Source organism: Pantoea dispersa, assembly GCF_014155765.1.
GTDB lineage: Bacteria > Pseudomonadota > Gammaproteobacteria > Enterobacterales > Enterobacteriaceae > Pantoea > Pantoea dispersa.
The window spans coordinates 471,842-490,720 of sequence record NZ_SCKT01000001.1; the positions used below are offsets into that span (position 1 = coordinate 471,842).

General features: G+C 58.3%; 14 protein-coding genes and 1 other RNA gene. 5 read left to right on the forward strand and 10 right to left on the reverse strand.

What is annotated here, in order from left to right; genetic code table 11:
- Positions 1-73 precede the first annotated feature (73 nt).
- From H7K56_RS02265 to sufA, 7 genes are all read right to left on the reverse strand, one after another.
- Positions 74-1,111, reverse strand: a complete 1,038-nt coding sequence (locus H7K56_RS02265; RefSeq protein ID WP_150361353.1) for a L,D-transpeptidase family protein — start codon at positions 1,109-1,111, stop codon at positions 74-76.
- A 62-nt stretch (positions 1,112-1,173) separates the two neighbouring features.
- The gene (gene sufE / locus H7K56_RS02270; protein ID WP_021506228.1) at positions 1,174-1,590 is read right to left on the reverse strand and encodes a cysteine desulfuration protein SufE; all 417 of its coding nucleotides are present in this window, start codon (positions 1,588-1,590) and stop codon (positions 1,174-1,176) included.
- A 20-nt stretch (positions 1,591-1,610) separates the two neighbouring features.
- Entirely contained in the window at positions 1,611-2,834 is a 1,224-nt protein-coding gene (gene sufS, locus H7K56_RS02275) for a cysteine desulfurase SufS (RefSeq protein ID WP_150361352.1), read from the reverse strand.
- Entirely contained in the window at positions 2,831-4,108 is a 1,278-nt protein-coding gene (gene sufD / locus H7K56_RS02280) for a Fe-S cluster assembly protein SufD (protein WP_021506230.1), read from the reverse strand. Before sufD ends, sufS begins: the two co-directional genes overlap by 4 nt.
- Positions 4,083-4,829 (reverse strand): Fe-S cluster assembly ATPase SufC, encoded by a 747-nt coding sequence (gene sufC / locus H7K56_RS02285; RefSeq protein WP_021506231.1) that lies wholly within the window; start codon positions 4,827-4,829, stop codon positions 4,083-4,085. The genes sufD and sufC overlap by 26 nt, the downstream gene beginning before the upstream one ends.
- 39 nt (positions 4,830-4,868) lie before the next feature.
- On the reverse strand, positions 4,869-6,362 hold the full coding sequence (gene sufB / locus H7K56_RS02290) for a Fe-S cluster assembly protein SufB (RefSeq protein ID WP_150361351.1): 1,494 nt from the start codon (positions 6,360-6,362) through the stop codon (positions 4,869-4,871).
- A 7-nt stretch (positions 6,363-6,369) separates the two neighbouring features.
- Positions 6,370-6,744 (reverse strand): Fe-S cluster assembly scaffold SufA, encoded by a 375-nt coding sequence (gene sufA / locus H7K56_RS02295; protein ID WP_010616252.1) that lies wholly within the window; start codon positions 6,742-6,744, stop codon positions 6,370-6,372.
- Between the two features lie 390 nt (positions 6,745-7,134).
- On the opposite strand from sufA, the gene H7K56_RS02300 reads away from it, so the two are divergent.
- Positions 7,135-7,539 (forward strand): hypothetical protein, encoded by a 405-nt coding sequence (locus H7K56_RS02300; protein WP_021506233.1) that lies wholly within the window; start codon positions 7,135-7,137, stop codon positions 7,537-7,539.
- 30 nt (positions 7,540-7,569) lie between these two features.
- On the opposite strand, the gene ydiJ is transcribed toward H7K56_RS02300, so the two are convergent.
- The gene (gene ydiJ / locus H7K56_RS02305) at positions 7,570-10,623 is read right to left on the reverse strand and encodes a D-2-hydroxyglutarate dehydrogenase YdiJ (protein ID WP_104092870.1); all 3,054 of its coding nucleotides are present in this window, start codon (positions 10,621-10,623) and stop codon (positions 7,570-7,572) included.
- 204 nt (positions 10,624-10,827) lie between these two features.
- Between ydiJ and ydiK the strand changes: the two genes are divergently transcribed.
- Together ydiK and rprA are read left to right on the forward strand one after the other, a co-directional pair.
- The gene (gene ydiK, locus H7K56_RS02310; protein ID WP_021506235.1) at positions 10,828-11,940 is read left to right on the forward strand and encodes an AI-2E family transporter YdiK; all 1,113 of its coding nucleotides are present in this window, start codon (positions 10,828-10,830) and stop codon (positions 11,938-11,940) included.
- Positions 11,941-12,270: 330 nt separating this feature from the next.
- Positions 12,271-12,378, forward strand: an RNA gene (gene rprA / locus H7K56_RS02315) — antisense sRNA RprA.
- Positions 12,379-12,518: 140 nt separating this feature from the next.
- Here rprA and ppsA read toward each other — a convergent pair.
- On the reverse strand, positions 12,519-14,906 hold the full coding sequence (gene ppsA / locus H7K56_RS02320) for a phosphoenolpyruvate synthase (protein ID WP_031279179.1): 2,388 nt from the start codon (positions 14,904-14,906) through the stop codon (positions 12,519-12,521).
- A gap of 447 nt (positions 14,907-15,353) precedes the next feature.
- Between ppsA and ppsR the strand changes: the two genes are divergently transcribed.
- Positions 15,354-16,181 (forward strand): posphoenolpyruvate synthetase regulatory kinase/phosphorylase PpsR, encoded by an 828-nt coding sequence (gene ppsR, locus H7K56_RS02325; RefSeq protein WP_021506237.1) that lies wholly within the window; start codon positions 15,354-15,356, stop codon positions 16,179-16,181.
- A 149-nt stretch (positions 16,182-16,330) separates the two neighbouring features.
- Positions 16,331-17,377, forward strand: a complete 1,047-nt coding sequence (locus H7K56_RS02330; RefSeq protein WP_058780654.1) for a 3-deoxy-7-phosphoheptulonate synthase — start codon at positions 16,331-16,333, stop codon at positions 17,375-17,377.
- A gap of 6 nt (positions 17,378-17,383) precedes the next feature.
- On the opposite strand, the gene H7K56_RS02335 is transcribed toward H7K56_RS02330, so the two are convergent.
- Positions 17,384-18,823: a protein adenylyltransferase SelO gene (locus H7K56_RS02335; protein WP_150361753.1), complete on the reverse strand. Its 1,440-nt coding sequence runs from the start codon at positions 18,821-18,823 to the stop codon at positions 17,384-17,386.
- Between the last annotated feature and the right edge of the window lie 56 nt (positions 18,824-18,879).

Consider the following 18,879-nt stretch of genomic DNA (forward strand, 5'->3'; position numbering starts at 1 on the left):
GTTCTGGTTTGAAAAATGGTGCCCTTGTGGCACCATTTTTTTTGCCCGGATTCTGCCGTCCGCTGGCCCTGAATCACGGTGTCGCAGCGGCTTCGCCCTGCGCCTGACTGATGGTGGCTTGCGCACCGCCTGTTGCCCCCTGCTGCGTCTGCAGCACTGCCGGCAGTGGCGTCGCCTCACTCACCGGTTCCCCACTGCTCACCAGCACCGGCATGCCTGAACGACGTTCAATCGCCGCCTTTATCAGCGCACTGTCGCTCTTCGCACTCTTTATAAAAGCTTTCAGCGGCGCGCTCAGCGCAATTGGCATGGTCTGCGGATCGTCCTGTTCATTACGTGACAGCGGCTGGTGTACCTCGATGTAGCGTTTGCCGTCGGGTTCGATGGCATATTTGATCGGCTGGTTAATCACCTGTACGCGCGTACCCTGCGGCACGCTGTTGAACAGCGCTTCGATATCGTCCGGACGCAAACGAATACAGCCGGAGCTGACGCGCATCCCGATGCCGAAGTCGGCGTTGGTACCGTGAATCAGATACTGGCCGCTGCCGCGCGCCAGACGCAGCGCAAACAGCCCCATCGGGTTATCCGGCCCGGCAGGCACCATCGCGGGAAGCGTGATGCCCTCTTTGGCGTAGCGTTTGCGGATATTGACGGTGGGCGTCCAGGTGGGGTTAGGGATTTTCTGGCTGATACTCGTCACCATAGCCGGCGTGGCGGCACCCAACTGACCGATGCCGATCGGATAAACCACGACGCGATCTTCCCCTTTGGGATAGTAGTAGAGACGCAGTTCGGCCAGGTTGATCACGATGCCTTCGCGCGGCGCATCCGGCAGCAGCATCTGCAGCGGCACGGTAAGCTGCGTGCCGGCTTTCGGCAGCCAGGGGTCGACGCCCGGGTTGGCTTCCAGCATGCCGAGCATGCCTATCTTATAACGCGCGGCAATGCTCTCCAGCGGCCGTTTGTCATCCGGGACGGTGGTCAGGGTGTTTTCGCCAATCAAACGGCTATCAGCGGCTGGCAGGGGGTATTCCGTAGCAAACGCAGGTGCAGACAGTCCGAAACAGGACAACAGCAATGCACCGGCTAAACGAAGCGCAGGTTTCATGCAATTTTCTCTTTGTCGGATGGAACAGACCCCGGTCATGGCCGGGGTCTGGAGAGTGTAACTTAGCTGAGAGACTGTGCGTTATGCCGGATCGCGCGAATCATCGCTTCCAGCCCCTGCGAACGCGAAGGGGTGAGGTGTTGCGTCAGGGCCAGTTCGCCAAACCAGTGGGCGACATCCAGTGCCAGAATCTCTGGCGCTTTCAGGCCCTGATACAGGCTAAATACCACGGCAATCAAGCCTTTAACGATGGCGGCATCGCTGTCACCTTCAAAAGCAATGGTGCCGTCTGCCTGTGGGGTCATGCGAATCCATACCTGACTCTGACAGCCGGAAATGACGTACTGCGGCTGATGCAAGCTTTCAGAGGATTCTGGTAATTTTGCCCCGAGTTCAATGATGTAGAGGTACTTCTCTTCCCAGTTGGCGCAACGATTGAAGTTGCGCACCAGTTTCTCTTTTTCTGGCAGGTTTGCCATGCATAACTCCTGAAATCTGCTCAACCGCCCAGCAGACGATGAATGCGCGTCAGGCCAGCCGCCAGGCGATCGGCTTCCTCTTCGCTGTTGTAGAGCGCGAAAGAGGCGCGACACATCGCGGGCACCGCATAATGACGCATCAGCGGCATGGCACAGTGGTGGCCGGTGCGGATGGCAATGCCGTACTGGTCGAGGAAGCTGCCAACGTCAAACGCGTGGTGCTTACCGAGGTTAAACGCCACCACGCCGCTGCGCTCGGCCGGGCCGTAAATAACCAGGTCCGGCACCGACGCCAGCTTGTCCAGCGCGTAACGCATCAGCTGGCTCTCGCGCTGATGGATGGTCTCCAGACCGAGTTCGCTGATCCACGTCAGCGCCGCGCCGAGACCAATGATGCCGCCGGTGTTCGGCGTGCCGGCCTCAAAGCGCCACGGTGCGCCATTCCAGGTGGTGCCGGTAGGCAGCATGACCTGATCGATCATTGAACCGCCGCCTTCCCACGGTGGCATGATCTCCTGCAGCGCTTTACGCGCGTACAGCACGCCAATCCCGGTCGGCCCATAGATTTTATGGCCGGAGAACACGTAGAAATCGCAGCCGATATCCTGTACGTCAACGGGGTGGTGCATCACAGCCTGGGCTCCGTCCACCAGCGTCACCACGCCCGCGGCTTTCGCCTGCGCCACGATGGCTTTCACCGGGTTAAGCGTGCCGAGCACGTTGGAAACGTGCGTCACGGCCAGCAGGCGCGTACGGCTGTCGATCAGCCCCGCCAGCTGCTCCAGCGCCAGCTCGCCGTTGTCGTTAAGTGGCAGCACACGGATTTCCGCACCGGTACGCTGCGCCACCATTTGCCACGGCACGATATTGGCGTGGTGCTCCATCTCAGTGACGATCAGGTTATCGCCCTGCTGCAGCTGACTGCCGCCCCAGCTGTTGGCCACCAGATTGATGCCTTCGGTGGTGCCTTTCACGAAAATAATCTCTTCCGGCGCGGCAGCATGCAGAAAACGCGCCGCCTGGGCGCGCACGTTTTCCATATCGCTGGTTGCCTGCGCGCTCAGCGAGTGAATACCACGGTGCACGGCCGCATAGCCGTGCTGATAGAAGTGACTTTCCGCGTTGATCACCGCGAGCGGGCGCTGTGCGCTGGCCGCGCTGTCAAGGTAGGCCAGCGGATGTCCGTTGACCTCACGACTCAGAATCGGAAACTCCGCTCTGACTCGTTCGAGATCGAAACTCATGACTCAACTCCCGGGAAACGGTCGGTAATACGTTGCAGTACCACCTGGCGCAGCGCGTCATCTTCCAGCGCTTCCGTCAGTTCAGCGGCGAAAGCATGGATGATCATCTGCTGCGCCGCGTCCTCGGCGATGCCGCGCGAGCGCAGGTAGAACATCTGCTCGTCGTCGATGCGACCGATAGTCGCGCCGTGGCTGCACTTGACGTCATCGGCGTAGATTTCCAGCTGCGGCTTGGTGTCCACTTCTGCCAGGCGACCGAGCAACAGGTTGTTGTTGGTCATCTGGCCGTCAGTTTTCAGCGCGTGCTGCGCCACTTTAATGTGGCCGTTAAACACCGAGCGCCCTTTGTCACGCGAAATGGTTTTGTGCAGCTGGCGACTCAGGCAGTGGCCTTTGTTGTGCTCCAGATAGCTGCGCGTATCCGCCACTTCGCTGCCTACCGGCAGCACCAGGCTATTCAGCGACAGCTGGGTGTTCTCACCGTTCAGCTGCACGCTGGTGTTGTGACGCGACAAACCGGCACCCAGCAGGAAGCTGGTGCTGCTCACCTGCGCGTCACGGCCAATCACGATGTCGTTGTGCGCAAAGTGGTAGCTGCTGCTCTCTTCAAACGCCAGCTTGGTGTGCTTCAGCTGCGCATTGTCGCCCACCGCAAAGGTAAAGCGCGCGCCGGTAAAGTGGGCGCTGCCATTCAGCGTCACGTAATGCTCGATCACCTGCGCTTCCGCGCCGGACTCCAGCTCCAGATGGTGACGATGATGCACCGTGTTGAGCGCATCCGCCTGGCCGCTGGTAATGTGCAGCAGATAGAGCGGCTGCGCCGCAGCTTTGCCGCGCGGCAGACGAATCGAGGTCACCTCTTCCGCCAGACTTTCCGTCAGGTGCAGGAACACCTCCGGCTGTACCGCAGCCGGTAACGGACGGCGCTCAGCGGCACGGCTGTGCTGCACGTCAAACAGACCGGTGTCACGCGCGCTCAGCTCAGGCTGGAAGCGACCGTCGACGAACACCAGGCAAATCGCGTCCAGCGGCAGCGCCAGCGCAGCCACCTGCTCAGCGCTCACGCCTGGCGCGTCCGCCTGCACGAACTGCTGTGCCAGCAGGCTGTCCAGCGCGGTGTATTTCCAGTTTTCATGCTTGCGCGTCGGCAGGCCGACACGCATCAATTGCTGCCAGTGCTGCTGTGCCTGCAGCGAACGCTGTTCGCCGCGTGACTCAAACAGGTGATGCCACTGCTGCAGCGCGTTATCACTCCTGGTCGGTAAGCCAGCCATAGCCTTGCTCCTCCAGCTGTTTCACCAGCGTAAAGTCGCCAGACTTCACGATTTTGCCCTGATACAGCACGTGCACGTGATCTGGCTTGATGTAATCCAGGATGCGCTGGTAGTGCGTTACGATGATGAATGAGCGCTTGCCGTCGCGCAGGCTGTTCACGCCTTCTGCAACAATTTTCAGCGCATCGATATCCAGACCGGAGTCGGTTTCATCGAGGATGCACAGCTCAGGCTCAAGCGCCGCCATCTGCAGGATGTCGTTACGCTTCTTCTCACCGCCGGAAAAGCCGACGTTGACGGAACGGGTCAGCAGATCTTCCGGCATCTTCAGCAGCTTGATCTTGTCTTCAATGAAGTCCTGGAAGTCGAAACGGTCCAGCTCTTCCTGCTCACGGTATTTACGCACCGCATTGACCGAAGTCTGCAGGAAAAACTGGTTGCTGACGCCCGGGATCTCGACCGGGTACTGAAACGCCATGAAGATGCCTTCACCGGCACGCTCTTCCGGCTCCAGCTCCAGCAGGTCTTTGCCTTTAAAGGTCACGGAACCGCCGGTGATTTCATAATCTTCACGACCGGCCAGCGTGGCAGACAGGGTGCTCTTGCCGGAGCCGTTCGGGCCCATGATGGCATGCACTTCGCCCGGCTTAACCTCGAGGTTCAGACCGCGCAAAATCTCTTTGTCTTCAACGCTAACCTGTAAATCTTTAATGCTTAACATACTCTTTCCTTCACATTGCTTCCGGCAACGCGTGTGGCATCAGCCGACACTGTGCTCAAGGCTGATCGCTAACAATTTTTGCGCTTCCACGGCGAATTCCAGTGGCAGCTCGGAGAAAACGTCTTTACAGAAGCCGTTGACGATCATCGAGATCGCATCTTCTTCGCTAATGCCGCGCTGCAGGCAGTAGAACATCTGATCTTCACCGATGCGCGACGTCGTGGCTTCGTGCTCAAGCTGCGCGCTGTTGTTGCGCGTTTCCACGTACGGGAAGGTGTGCGCACCGCAGTCCGGCCCAATCAGCATCGAGTCACACTGGGTGAAGTTACGCGCGTTAGTCGCGGTCGGCATGATTTTCACCAGGCCGCGGTAGGTGTTCTGGCTCTTACCGGCCGAGATACCTTTCGAGATGATGGTCGATTTGGTGTTTTTACCAATGTGAATCATCTTGGTACCGGTATCGGCCTGCTGGCGACCGCTGGTCAGCGCGACGGAGTAGAATTCGCCAACTGAGTAATCACCGCGCAGGATGCAGCTCGGGTATTTCCAGGTGATGGCTGAGCCGGTCTCGGACTGCGTCCACGACATCTTGCTGTGCTCGCCTTCACACAGCGCACGCTTGGTCACGAAGTTGAGGATACCGCCCTCGCCTTCACCGCCCGGGAACCAGTTCTGCACCGTGGAGTATTTCACTTCGGCGTTTTTGTGAATGATCACTTCGACGACCGCTGCGTGCAGCTGGTAGGTGTCGCGCACCGGTGCTGAACAGCCTTCGATGTAGCTGACGTAGCTGTCTTCATCAGCAATCAGAATGGTACGTTCGAACTGGCCGGTTTTCGCCGCGTTGATGCGGAAGTAGGTCGACAGTTCCATTGGGCAACGCACGCCTTTCGGGATGTAGACGAAGGTACCGTCGGACGCCACCGCCGAGTTGAGCGCGGCAAAGAAGTTATCGTTGTGCGGCACCACGGTGCCAAGATACTTCTGTACCAGCTCCGGATGATCGTGGATCGCTTCACCGAAGGAGCAGAAAATAATGCCCTGCTCAGCCAGCTTGTCGCGATAAGTGGTCGACACGGACACCGAGTCGAAAATGGCGTCCACCGCCACTTCTCTGCCTTCACGCACCGGCACGCCCAGCTGGTTAAACGCGTCTTCCACTTCTTTGGTCAGGTAATCGCTGGAGGCGACGCTGCCGGACGTCTGGGTGGCACCCGGTTCAGAGGCACAGCTGTCATCGCAATTGCCGCAGGACGGCGCGGAATAGTAGCTGTAATCCTGATAATCGAGCTTGTCGTAGTGCGCTTTCAGCCAGTGTGGCTCTTCCATCTCCAGCCAGGCGCGAAACGCCTTGAGACGGAACTCCAGCATCCACTCGGGTTCGTTACGTTTGGCCGAAATGGCACGCACCACATCTTCATTGATGCCGTGTGCCAGTTCGTCGGTTTGCAGCTGGGTGAAGAAGCCTTCTTTGTAGTTCAGGCTGCCTTCCCAGGTTTGTACATCGCCAGATGCTTCGCTGTGTCGTGACATATTTCACTTACTCGACGCCAAAGCTTTCACCGCACCCGCAGGCGTGCTGAGCTTTAGGGTTGTTGAATTTAAAAATCTGGTTCAGGCCTTCGCGGACATAATCCAGCTCGGTACCGTCAACAAACGGCATCGCCTGAAGCGGCACAAACAGTTTTGCGCCATATTGCTCGAACTGCAGGTCGTCATCGGCAGGCGCTTTCACCAGGTCCATAACGTACCCAAAACCGGCACAGCCGGACTGTTTCACACCCAGTTTCAGGCCCTTAACTTCCGGGTCCTGTTCCACCAGGCTGAGAATCTGTTTCGCTGCCGACTCGGTCAGCGTGAGCCCTTTCCAGACGAATTCGTCAGGTGAAAAAGACGCTGCATTTACTGATGACATAGTGCTACCTCGTAAGTCTGGGCCTTTTCAGGCTATCCCCCTATGGTAGTGATATCAGATATCACTTCAACCTCTTGTTTTGCAGGGATAATCATCTCGTGCTGTTTTTTACTGCTGCTTTATTAAGCATAGTCCCTTCCCACCAGCTTGTGCGCGCCATTCCCGCGCGCGCCGTCAAAACGTAACCTGTTCATAAGCCGTAAATTTTCCAGTTCGCTTTTTACGTTTATGCTCTGATTGATAGGTTACGCCTTTGCTGAATGTAAAGAGATTGTTATTGCCGATTTTTGTAACAGGCAAAGGAAATCAATAAAATTTCACGGCGGGAATTGCATTCCTGGCGCGGTTTAATATGATAATGATTATCATTAACCTACTTTGGGTGGCGACATGACGCTTTCCGTCTCAGCCTGGTTACAACACAAAATCGACGAATATAAGTTTTCGGTCCGCGATATCACCGTCGACTTCTATCTGGCTCAGGCAAAGCTCAACCGCACCGATTGTTCCATTGAACAACTGCGTCGTTTTAACGATACCTGTCTCGACATGGCCGAAATCTGCCAGCTGAACGGCGACGATCACAGCTACCTGCATGCGATGGGCAAGCTGCACCACCGCTTAGTGCAGGAGATGGGCAATGCCGATCGCGATCGCCTGTTCCGTATTCAGGCTTACCAGCTGGCGCGCCTGTCGCTGACCCGTTTGTGTCATCAACTGGCGCTCAGCGGCGACTGGGACCAGGCGACCCGCCTGCAAAGTGATTTCGTCCGCCACGCAGGCTGGATATTCTAATCCAGCTTTGTGACGGCTCCTACAATTTGTTTACATCAATTCCAGCAAAGCCTGTAGCGGATGGCGCATACCGTTGCCCTCGGCGCGTTTCACCTGGCTGCGGCAGGAGAAGCCGGTCGCCAGACAGCGCTGACGCGGCAGCTTCTGCAGTTGCGGATGCCACGACAGTTCATAAATGCCCAGCGAGTTGGCCAGGTTTTTACTCTCGTGACCATAAGTGCCGGCCATGCCACAGCAGCCCACGTTGATGTTCTCCAGCTTCGCGCCAAAACGGGCAAAAATAGCCTGCCACTGATTGGGCGTTGACGGCAGCGCCGTGACCTCGGTGCAGTGGGCAAACAGATACCAGGCTTCGCCGCTGGCGATCTGCTCCTCGCGCCCGGCCAGCACGCCGTGGAGCCATTCATGCACCAGCTGCACACTGAACGTGCCGCGCTGCTCGCCCAGCACCTGCTGATATTCGTCGCGATAGCACAATACCGTGGCCGGATCGACACCGACCATCGGCACACCGAGCTGCGCCACCCGGTTGAGGAATTCAGCGGTTTTGCCGGCGGTGCGGGCAAAGCGCTGCAGAAAACCTTTCACGTGCTGCGCTTTCCCGTTAGGTGAGAACGGCAGCAGCACCGGCCGGTAGCCGAGTTTTTCAATCAGCCGGATGAAATCGGTCACCAGCTGCGCTTCGTAATAGCTGGTAAACGGATCCTGCACCACCAGCACGTGCTGTTCGCGCTGGGCCGCATCCATGGCTTCCAGCTGCTCAAGCGTGACCCGCATCGCCGGGTGGCCGCTCAGCTGCTGCTTCAGGCTCGGCGAGGAGAGCAGCGGCAGATCCACCATGCCGATGTGGCGCTGGCTGAGGTCGCGCATCCACGGCTGTTTCAGGAAGAAGTTGAACACTCGCGGTGCTTTCGCCATCAGCGGCGCATAGCTTTCAACCGACGCCACCAGATGGTCGCTGACCGGGCGCAGATAGCGGGTGTGATAAAGCTGCAGGAAGCGCGATCGGAAGTTCGGCACATCGATTTTAATCGGGCACTGGGTCGAGCAGGCTTTACACGCCAGGCAGCCGGACATCGCCTCTTTCACTTCATGCGAGAAGTCATATTCGCCCTGCTTCGCATGCCACGAATTGCGCGTGCGCTGAATCAGACTGCGCAGGCTGGCGCCCTGTGCTGGCAAGGCCTGCTCCAGCTTAAGCGGGTCAACGCCCTGCTCCGCCAGCAGGCGCAGCCACTCACGCGTTAGCGTGGCACGTCCTTTTGGCGAATGGATACGATTGCGGGTAATTTTCATCGACGGGCACATCGGGCTGCGCACGTCAAAGTTAAAGCACAGTCCGTTGCCGTTACACTCCATCGCGCCGCGCCAGTCATTGCGTACCGTCAGCGGAATCTGGCGATCCCAGCTGCCGCGCGTTGCCGCATCGACCTGCATCATGGGTTCGTCGTTACCCAGCGGCGTACAGATTTTGCCGGGGTTGAGACGGTTATCCGGATCAAACGCCGCTTTGATGCGGCGCAGCTCATTAAACAGCGTTTCGCCAAAGAACGCCGGACTGTACTGGGCGCGGAAGCCTTTGCCGTGCTCGCCCCACAGCAGACCGCCGTAGCGCGCGGTAAGCGCCACCACTTCGTCCGAGATCTGCTTCATCAGCATCTCCTGCTGCGGATCGCACATGTCCAGCGCCGGACGCACGTGCAGCACGCCGGCATCCACGTGACCAAACATGCCGTAGCTCAGGCCGTGGCTGTCGAGCAGCGCACGAAAATCCACAATGTAATCCGCCAGATGCTCCGGCGGCACGGCGGTATCCTCCACGAACGGAATCGGTTTGGCGCGCCCTTTGGCGTTGCCAAGCAGACCTACCGCTTTTTTACGCATGTTATAGATGCGCTCAATGCCCGCCAGATCGTCACACAGCTGATAGCCCATCACGCCGCCCTGCTGCTGCGCCATCAGCTCATCCAGCCGCGCGCACAGCGTGGTCACCTGCTGCGCAATCAGCGCGGCATCGTCGCCGGCAAACTCGACAATATTCAGGCCGAGCATCTCTTTGCCTGGCACATCGGTGATCAGCTCGCTGACTGAATGCCAGACAATATCCTCGCGCGCCAGGTTCAGCACTTTCGAATCCACCGTCTCCACCGACAGGGCCTGCGCCTCGACCATAAAAGGCGCATTACGCAGTGCGGAATCGAATGAATCGTACTTAATGTTCACCAGCCGGCGCACTTTGGGAATGGGTGTGATATCCAGCCGGGCTTCGGTGATAAAGGCCAGCGTACCTTCGGCGCCGCACAACAGGCGCGTCAGGTCGAAAGTTTGCAAATCATCACTGAACACATGGCGCAGGTCATAACCGGTGAGGAAGCGGTTCAGTTTGGGGAATTTTGCCAGAATCAGCTCACGCTGCTCGCGGCAGCGGTTAAGCACTGCTTTATAGATGCGCCCTTCAGCGGTCGGCGTCGTGGCCAGCTGTTCCGCCAGCGCGGTGGGCATGGCGCGCGTATCAAGAATCTCGCCGCCCAGCAGCACGGCACGCAGGCCTTCGACGTGATCGGAGGTTTTGCCATACACCAGCGATCCCTGACCGGAGGCATCGGTATTGATCATGCCGCCCAGCGTGGCGCGGTTACTGGTCGACAGCTCCGGAGAGAAGAAAAAGCCGTACGGCCTGAGCCAGGCGTTGAGCTGGTCCTTCACCACGCCGGCTTCTACCCGCACCCAGCCCTGCTCGGTGTTGATCTCGAGGATGCGGTTCATGTAGCGCGACATGTCGACCACAATGCCCTGATTGAGCGACTGCCCGTTAGTGCCGGTGCCGCCGCCGCGCGGGGTAAACACCAGGCTGTTGAAACGCGGCTCTCCAGCCAGTCGGGCGATCAGCGCCACGTCCGCCGTTGAACGCGGAAACAGCGCCGCATCCGGCAGGAGCTGATAGATGCTGTTATCGGTGGAGAGCGTGAGGCGGTCGGCATAGCTGGTCGCGGTGTCGCCGGTAAAACCTTGTTCTTTCAGCGACTGCAGGAATGTCAGCACCAGTTGAACGAGGCCTGGCGCCTGAGAAATCTGTGGGATCATTATTTCGTGACCGGGATGTTGTAAACGTTTGCGTGGTTAATTTTTTTCAGCTCTTGGTTGTATCACATTTTTTTGCCGCCCGCTGTTTTTTCAGGAAAACGGCCGCGTCGCGCTGCTTTTTCTGTTTAATTTTCAGGAAATAGATCATCATTGTGAAGGCGCCGCGGAGCGCCCTCCTGAAGGATTACTGAGGTCTGTGTTGTGATGAAAAGCCTGCAACGCGGTGTGGACTTACCGCAAATGTTGTTCTCGCTGATGTTTATTTTGCTGATGATCATTGCCTGTCTGTGGGTGGTGCAGCCGTTCATTCTCGGCTTCGCCTGGGCCAGCATGGTGGTGATTGCCACCTGGCCGCTGATGATTCGTCTGCAGCAACTGCTGTGGGGTCGCCGTTCGCTGGCGGTGATTGCCATGACGATTCTGCTGTTGCTGCTGTTTATTATTCCTATCGCGCTGCTGGTCAGCAGCCTGATTGATAACAGCGCGCCGGTCATCGCCTGGGCGACCCAGCGCCATCTGGTGCTGCCGGATCTTGCCTGGCTGCGCGATATTCCCTATGCCGGACGCAAACTCTATTCCAGCTACCATAAACTGATCGACGGCGGCGGCGCGGCGATCATGAGCCAGGTTCAGCCTTATATTGGCCGCACCACCGGCTTCTTTGTCGCCCAGGCCGGACACTTTGGCCGTTTCATGCTGCACCTTGCTCTGATGCTGTTGTTCAGCGTGCTGCTGTACTGGCGCGGTGAGCAGGTCGGTCTCGGCATCCGGCACTTTGCCTACCGCATGGGCGGACGGCGCGGTGACGCCGCCGTGCTGCTGGCCGGTCAGGCGATCCGCGCCGTGGCGCTCGGCGTGGTGGTGACCGCGCTGGTGCAGGGCGTGCTGGGCGGCATCGGCCTGGCGATTTCCGGCATTCCGTATGCCACGCTGCTGACCGTATTAATGATTCTTACCTGCCTGGTGCAGCTTGGACCGTTGATTGTGCTGGTGCCGGCAATTATCTGGCTCTACTGGAGCGGTGACACCACCTGGGGCACGGTGCTGTTAGTGTGGAGTTGCGTAGTCGGCACGCTGGATAACGTGCTGCGTCCGATGCTGATTCGCATGGGCGCCGATTTACCGATGATTCTGATACTTTCCGGCGTCATCGGCGGGCTGATCGCCTTCGGTATGATTGGACTGTTTATCGGTCCGGTCGTGCTGGCGGTCTCTTACCGGCTGGTTTCGGTGTGGATGCATGAAGCGCCGGCGCCGGATGACGATCCGGAAACGGCCATCGAAGCACTGGCGGAACACGAAGAGCCGCAGCCGTAACGCGCTTCCGGCGCATAACCGGGCGTCCAGCCCGGTTTGCTTATCCGCTTTTCCCTCACATCACCCAACGCGATTTGAATTAGTCAGCCGTGGTTAACACTCATTAATCCGTACCACTTAATTTCGCGGCACAATAATTTTTTCCATTAGTGATTTTTAAGAAAAAACGCACTTTTCAGCGTTTAAGCCCGATCGCACCGATAAAATGATTATTTTTCGCACTGATTCCTGTGCCGGATGGGTCATAAAACGTAATGAAAGATTATCAGCTTTAAACTAATAAGAGGATTCTTAAAGACGCCAGCGGCGGCGGTGAATAACATGTTCATTATGTTTTAAATCAAGCCACTGATTTTTAAACAACCTTTTTCCCCTGAGTAAAGTGAAGAATTGCTGTGTGTAGTCTTTGCCCATCCCCTGTGATGGGCTTTTTTTTGTCTGCAATTCAGCGATAAACAGAGCGGCCCGGCGGTGAACGCCGTCAGCGCTGGGTTTATGGCAATCTTAAGTGATGAAAAGTGGGATGGCAGAACAGACAGGTGCCCGACGATTGCCGGGCACCAGGCAGGTATAACAGATTACGCTTTGGCCGCGTCCAGCTCAGCGAGGCTCAGCCAGGTTTCCACCACGGTATCCGGGTTGAGCGACAGGCTGTCGATGCCCTGCTCCATCAGCCAGGCAGCAAAGTCCTGATGATCGGAAGGCCCCTGGCCGCAGATACCGACGTATTTGCCCTGCTTCTTCGCTGCCTGAATCGACATCGACAGCAGCGCCTTCACCGCATCGTTACGCTCATCAAACAGCGCCGACACTACGCCGGAGTCGCGATCCAACCCCAGCGCCAGCTGCGTCATGTCGTTGGAGCCGATAGAGAAGCCGTCAAAGTGCTGCAGGAACTGCTCTGCCAGCAGCGCGTTGGACGGGATCTCGCACATCATGATCACCTTCAGTCCGTTCTCGCCGCGTTTCAGGCCCTGCTTCGCCAGCTCGGCCACTACGGCCTCGGCCTGATCGACGGTGCGTACAAACGGCACCATGATCTCAACGTTGGTCAGCCCCATCTCGTTGCGCACGCGCTTCACGGCTTCACACTCCAGCGCAAAGCAGTCGCGGAAGCTGTCCGCCACGTAACGTCCGGCGCCGCGGAAGCCCAGCATCGGGTTTTCCTCTTCCGGCTCGTAACGCTCGCCGCCGACCAGGTTGGCATACTCGTTGGTTTTGAAATCCGACAACCGCACAATCACCCGCTTCGGCGCAAATGCCGCACCCAGCGTGGCGATCCCTTCGGTCAGCCGCGCGATGTAGAACTCCACCGGATCGTCAAAGCCTTTCATCATCTGACCAATCTGCGCCTGCAGTTCCGGCGTCTGCTGATCAAACTCCAGCAGGGCTTTCGGGTGCACGCCAATCATGCGGTTGATGATGAACTCCAGCCGCGCCAGACCAACGCCCTCGTTGGGCAGGCAGGCAAAGTCAAACGCGCGATCCGGGTTACCGACGTTCATCATAATTTTCAGCGGCAGATCCGGCATGGTATCAACCTGCGAGCTGGTGACTTCAAAGTCCAGCAGATCGTTATACACATAGCCGGTATCGCCTTCAGCGCAGGACACCGTGACCTTATGACCGTCCTTCAGGTGCTCGGTGGCGTCACCACAGCCCACCACCGCCGGAATGCCCAGCTCGCGCGCAATGATTGCCGCGTGACAGGTCCGCCCGCCACGGTTGGTGACGATCGCCGACGCCTTCTTCATGATCGGTTCCCAGTCCGGGTCGGTCATGTCGGTGACCAGCACATCGCCTTTTTCGATGCGGTGCATCTCGCTGATGTCGTGAATCACCTTCACTTCACCCGCACCGATGCGATGGCCGATGGCCCGACCTTCCACCAGCACGCTGCCTTTGCCCTGCAGGCTGTAGCGTTCCATCACCTGTCCGTTGGAACGCACCGTTTCCGGCCGCGCCTGCACGATGAACAGTTTGCCGGTGTGGCCATCTTTGGCCCACTCAATATCCATCGGACGCTTGTAGTGCTGCTCAATCAGCACCGCCTGGCGCGCCAGTGCCTGCACTTCGTCATCGGTCAGGCTAAAGCGATCTCGCTGTTCCTGTTCCACGTCCTCAATGCGCACCTGTTCGCCGTGCTCCTGCGAATCGGCATACACCATGCGGATCTTCTTCGAGCCCAGGGTACGGCGCACAATCGCCGGGCGATTAGCGGCCAGCGTCGGTTTGTGCACGTAAAACTCATCCGGGTTAACCGCGCCCTGCACCACCATTTCGCCAAGACCGAACGCCGAGGTGATGAACACCACCTGGTCGAAGCCGGATTCGGTATCAATGGTGAACATCACGCCGGAGGAGGCGAGATCGGAACGTACCATGCGCTGCACACCTGCCGAGAGCGCCACGCCACGGTGGTCGTAGCCCTGGTGCACGCGGTATGAAATGGCGCGATCGTTAAACAGCGAGGCGAATACGTGCTTCACGGCCACCAGCACCGCGTCGAAGCCCTGCACGTTAAGGAAAGTTTCCTGCTGGCCGGCAAACGAGGCATCGGGCATATCCTCGGCGGTGGCCGAAGAGCGCACCGCAAAGGAGGCTTCGGCGTCATCAGCAGAAAGTTGTTCATAGGCGCTGCGGATCGCCGCTTCCAGCTCTGGCTGGAAAGGCGTATCCACCACCCATTGACGAATCTGTTTGCCGGCCTGCGCCAGCGCTGCAACATCATCAATATCCGTGTTGTCCAGCAATGCATAAATACGCTGGTTCAGTCCGCTTTGGTCGAGAAACTGATTAAAAGCGTAAGATGTCGTCGCGTAGCCGTTTGGCACGGATACCCCGAGCGACGACAAATTGGTAATCATTTCTCCCAGGGAAGCATTCTTGCCCCCTACCCGATCAACATCATGCATGCCAAGCTGGTTGTACCAGAGCACTAGCGACTGTTGGTCTTGATTGGACATTGAGATTATCCTTTTAAATGATTGGAGCACATGGAACATTTTGCTATTCGCCAAATCAGCCTGGCACAATCAATTAATAAAGACTAAGTGTTGAATCGTTAAAGCAGAAAATCAGCGTTAAAATCGGATTACTCCCCGAAAAGCGCCTTGTTGCGCAACGCAGCTATTTTTTCCAACCTATTGGCAATGCGATATTTTTCACTTTTTCATGAGGTTAGACGCGTTTTTTGTTGCGCAACGCTTACCGTTTTTATTTTGCGCCCGCGCGGGCAAAAGCGAGAAATTAGCGCTGAACAACCCGGCTTTTCATCTATGATGGGTAATCAGCGCAGCGTAAAAATAGATTATTCGCCGGCCAGATATGGATATTTCATTTTACCCTTAGTGAAAATGAAATATTTTAGGCGATAATGTTACGCAAAAGTAAACAAAAGCATGAGGTCAACCATGAGCACTGAACGCAGCGTATTCTATATCTCTGACGGCACCGCCATCACCGCGGAAGTGCTGGGCCACGCGGTGCTGTCACAGTTTCCGGTGAATACCAACAGCGTGACGCTGCCGTTCGTGGAGAATGTGCAGCGCGCCCAGGCGGTGAAAGCCCAGATCAATGCGCTCTACCAGCAGAGCGGCGTGCGCCCGCTGGTGTTTTTCTCGATTGTCACACCAGAGGTGCGCGACATCATTCTGGAGAGCGAAGGGTTCTGCCAGGACATTGTGCAGGCGCTGGTGGCACCGCTGCAGAGCGAACTGGGCGTGGCCTCCATGCCGGTGGCGCACCGCACCCACGGCCTGACCGCCAGTAACTTAGGCAAATACGATGCCCGCATCGCCGCGATTGATTACACCCTGGCGCACGATGACGGTATTTCGCTGCGCGGGCTGGAAGATGCGCAGGTGATTCTGCTGGGGGTATCGCGCTGCGGCAAAACCCCGACCAGCCTATATCTGGCGATGCAGTTTGGCGTCCGCGCGGCTAACTATCCGTTCATCGCTGATGACATGGATAATCTGAAGCTGCCGCCTGCGCTGCGCGCCCATCAGCACAAGCTGTTTGGCCTGACCATCGATCCGGAACGGCTGGCGGCGATTCGTCAGGAGCGCGCCGAAAATACCCGCTATGCGTCAATGCGTCAATGCCGGCTGGAGGTCGGTGAAGTGGAGGCGCTGTTCCGCACCCATCAGATTCGCTATCTCAACAGCACCAATTACTCTGTCGAAGAGATCGCCACCAAAATCCTCGACATCATGGGCCTGCGCCGCAGCATGTACTGACCTCACCTGCCAGGTTGTAAAGCCTGGCTGCCGTCAGTAATGAATAGCCTTTTGATTTAGCTGGTTGAATTCACGGGCTAATGGTTTATTGTGATCATCATCACTTCCCGGTATTTCACCGCTGCGAAGAACAGATTTTGAGAATCCCAATGAACAAAACTGATGAACTGCGCACCGCGCGCATCGGCACGCTGCTGACGCCGGCCGCGCTGGCGCAACAACACCCCATTTCGGCGGCGATTGCCGCTAACGTTACCGCCGCGCGTCAGCGCATCGCGCGCATCCTGACCGGTGAAGATCCACGCCTGCTGGTGATTATCGGCCCCTGCTCGCTGCACGACCCAAAGGCCGCACTGGAGTACGCAGAGCGTCTCAGTCTGCTGCGTGAACAGCACAAGGACCGGCTGGAAATTGTGATGCGCGCCTACTTTGAGAAGCCGCGCACCGTGGTCGGCTGGAAGGGTCTGATTTCCGATCCGGATCTCGATGGCAGCTTCGACGTCAACCGCGGCATCGCTATCGCGCGCCAGCTGCTGCTGGATATCAACGCCATCGGCATGCCAACCGCCACGGAGTTTCTCGATATGGTGATCGGCCAGTTTATTGCCGACCTGATCAGCTGGGGCGCGATTGGCGCGCGCACCACCGAGAGCCAGATTCACCGTGAAATGGCCTCGGCGCTCTCCTGCCCGGTGGGCTTCAAGAATGGCACCGACGGCAACGTGCAGATCGCGGTTGATGCGATTCGTGCCGCGCGCGTCAGCCATATGTTCCTGTCACCCGACAAAACCGGGCAGATGACGATTTATCAGACCAGCGGCAATCCGCACGGTCACGTGATCCTGCGCGGCGGGCGTCAGCCGAATTATCACGCTGAAGATGTCGCCGCTGCGGCAGCCAACCTGCGCGACTTCAACCTGCCGGAACAGCTGGTGATCGACTTCAGCCACGGCAACTGCCTGAAGCAGCATCGCCGCCAGCGCGATGTGGCGCAGGACGTGGCGGCACAGATCCGGGCCGGTTCGCGGGCAGTGGCGGGAGTGATGATTGAGAGTTTCCTGCAGGAGGGAAATCAGAAAGTGGTGAGCGGCCAGCCGCTGACCTACGGCCAGTCGATTACCGATCCGTGCCTCGGCTGGGATGACAGCGCGGAGGTGCTGGCGCTGCTGGCGGCTGCCGTGGACAGCCGCTTCTGATGCCTGCTAGCTGGAGCAGCTTACCTCCAGCGTTTTTCCCCACTCCGGCGGCCGCTGGCGCAGTTCCGGGCTGATAGCCGCCTCGTTAAACGGCTGCTGCAGCGCCAGATGTAATCTGGCCAGCGCCGCCGTTTTCCCCTGCTCAACCTCATCGATCACCTGCTGGGCCAGATAGTTGCGCAACACCAGCGCCGGGTTAGCCGCTTTCATGACTGCCTGACGCTGCGCATCGCTGACGCCATCCTGCAGCAGGCGCTGGCGATAGCCGTGATACCAGCGGTCGAAGGCGTCACGGTCGATAAACTCATCGCGCAGCGGTGAACGCGTCTCTGCCTGCTGCGTCTCGCTCAGCAGGCGGAACGTCAGGGTGTAATCGCTGTGCTCTGCGGTCATCAGCGCCAGCAGGTCAGTGAGGATGGCGTTATCCCCCGCATCGGCGGTCAGCAACCCGAGCTTCGCGCGCATTTTCTCGCCCCACACCCGCATCAGCTCGCTTTCGTAATGGCTGAGCGCCTGTTTCAACTGTTCCGTGCTCAGCAAACCGGACAGCGCATGCGCCAGGCGGTTAAGATTCCACAAGCCGATCATCGGCTGGTTGCTGAAGGCGTAGCGCCCCTGATAATCGCTGTGATTACAGATGAAATCCGCATCGTAGTCATCAAGGAAACCGTATGGCCCGTAATCGAGCGTCAGGCCGAGGATCGACATATTGTCGGTATTCATCACGCCATGCGCGAAGCCGACGCTCTGCCACTGGGCAATCAGGCTGGCGGTACGTTTGACGATATCGGTAAACCACAACAGATAACGATCGGCCTCCTGCTCCAGCTGCGGCCAGTGATGATGAATTGCGTAGTCCGCCAGCTGGCGTACTTTCTCCGGCTCACCGCCGTAATAGAAATGCTCGAAGTGACCAAAACGCAGATGGCTGTCGGCGATGCGCATCAGCATCGCGCCGCGCTCGCGGGTTTCACGCTGGACCGGTTCGTCGCCAATGGCCAGCGCCAGCGCGCGCGTGGTCGGGATGCCAAGATGGTGCAGCGCTTCCGAGGCGAGAAACTCGCGCACGCTGGAGCGGATCACCGCGCGGCCATCACCCATGCGTGAATAGGGGGTCAGGCCCGCGCCTTTCAGATGCCAGTCAAGTTTGCGGCCGTCGGCCAGTTGCTGTTCGCCCAGCAGCAGACCGCGTCCGTCACCCAGCTGACCGGCCCACACGCCAAACTGGTGCCCGCTGTAGACCTGCGCCAGCGGCGACATGCCGGGAAGCAACGCTGCGCCATACCACACGCCGTGGCCCTGGCCAGCAAACAGCGCGGCATCCAGGCCCATCTCCTGCGCCAGCGCGGCATTGTGATAACACAGCCGCCCGCCGGCAAGCGGCGTTGGGTCCAGCGCGGTATAGAATCCTGGCAACGTCTGCTGCCAGCTATTAATAAATTGCATCGACACTCCGGAAGGTGCGCAACGGTGCGCCACCCGCATTGCGTTTAAAGATAAAG